A 1799-nucleotide genomic window follows, 5' to 3' on the forward strand; every position below is an offset into this window, starting at 1 on the left:
TGAAAAATTTTAGCCAGTTTCTGAAAAAATATATACTCGTTAGGAAATAAGCACCCAGTAAGGCGACGATAAGTAAATTCACGGTAATTAGTCCTTAAAACTTTCCAGTTATTCAAATTGTATTGCCATTAAACTCTGCTGCAATGGCTAGCTCAGCGTTTTAACGCAAACTTCATCAAATTGGCGGAATTATGAAGTTGTGTTTAAACTATGTCAATGGTAATACACCTACTAGAATAGCTCCAAAGATGGATATCAGCAACTGATATATAAGTTTTAATAGGAAGGATTTGCTGTTGGCTGGAAAAATCCGGCCAGTAAAAGCGTTGCACAAATTTAGAGACGCCCCGCTCATTCGAGACAGAATATAGTAGAGGTTGTTCGCGTGCAGAATATTGTCGCCCCTGTCGAAAGCAGAGTTGCCAACTACCGGATCGGCTTAGTCATAGAATGGTATATGGGTCACGTCACCCACGGGCAAAATTTGGAGCGATCGCTGCGCCACAATCCCAGGATCGAACCGACTTGGATGCCAGTACCGTTTCAAAGCGACGACATTTGGCAAAAATTGCCCGGTCACACCTTAAGGTTGAGCTTGCGAGCCAGGGATTTAGTACGCGCTGCTGTGCAAAAGAACGCTCTCGATTGTTTGTTTTACCATACCCCGGTGACGGCACTGCTGAGTTTGGGAATGATGCAGCGGATTCCCACAATTCTTTCCCTCGATTGCACCCCCATCGATTTGGTGAGAATGGGGGCAGCATATAAGTACGATGCACCGAATAAATTATTCGATCGCCTCAAATTTGAATGGTTCCGAAGGATGTATGAAAGTGCGGCGGCGATCGTCACTATGTCCGATTGGGCGAAAAACAGTCTCGTTGGAGATTACAACATTGCATCTGAAAAAGTGACGACAATTCTACCGGGATTGGATCTCAATCAGTGGCGTCCGACTGTAAAAGAGGCGGGCAAAAATCAGCCATTGAAACTTTTGTTTGTGGGTGGAGATTTTGAACGCAAAGGCGGTTACGTTTTACTGGAAGCATTCCGATCTGGATTGCGCGATCGCTGTACTTTGGATATTGTTACCAAAGATGAAATCGTTACGTCGGCAGAATCTGTGCGCGTACATCGCGGTTTGACGCCGAATAGTCCCTTGCTGCGGCAATTGTTCGCAGATGCCGATTTGTTCATTTTTCCAACTTTGGGGGATTTTATCCCATTTGTAGTTATGGAGGCGATGGCATCTGGTTTGCCGATAGTAGCGACGAACGTGGGAGCGATGCCGGAGCAAGTCGAGTACGGCGTAACTGGACTTTTGGTGCCGCCAAACGACCCAGGTGCGATCGTACAAGCAGTTTCATCTTTGGCAAATAATCCCGATCGTCTTGTGGCGATGGGAATCGCAAGTCGCGATCGAGCAGAACGCCTATTTAATGGAGAACGCAATTACAAAATGGTGGTAGACCTGATCGAGCAATGTGTGGATGAGAAGCGCAGCTTGTAGAGTTGGAATTGTTTGTCATTCATCTAAATACGTCTTGCGAGAGAGATAATTTCCAGTTTTAGATTTAAAACTGGAATCATGTTTTGGCAAACGTAATATCCCGAATCAAACCCGAATGTAGGGAATCAAAAATTAACTTTTTGATTCTCATAAAACAGCTGGGATCGACTATTTTTTTAGATTTGTTTAGGTGTTTCCATGTCAAGCAGCGATTTAGACTTGTTGAAAAAATCCAAGTTATTAAGACCCTTTAGAGAATTTAAGCATAAATTTGCCTCCCTTGAAGAAA

1 protein-coding gene is annotated in these 1799 nt (G+C 44.0%); it reads left to right on the top strand.

From position 1 onward, the window contains the following. Positions 1–385: 385 nt before the first annotated feature. Positions 386–1510: a glycosyltransferase family 4 protein gene (locus H6S82_RS31590; RefSeq protein ID WP_190470928.1), complete on the top strand. Its 1125-nt coding sequence runs from the start codon at positions 386–388 to the stop codon at positions 1508–1510. The last annotated feature ends 289 nt before the right edge of the window (positions 1511–1799 follow it).

The sequence above is a fragment of the Planktothrix sp. FACHB-1355 genome (assembly GCF_014748295.1).
Classification (GTDB): domain Bacteria; phylum Cyanobacteriota; class Cyanobacteriia; order Cyanobacteriales; family Aerosakkonemataceae; genus Aerosakkonema; species Aerosakkonema funiforme_A.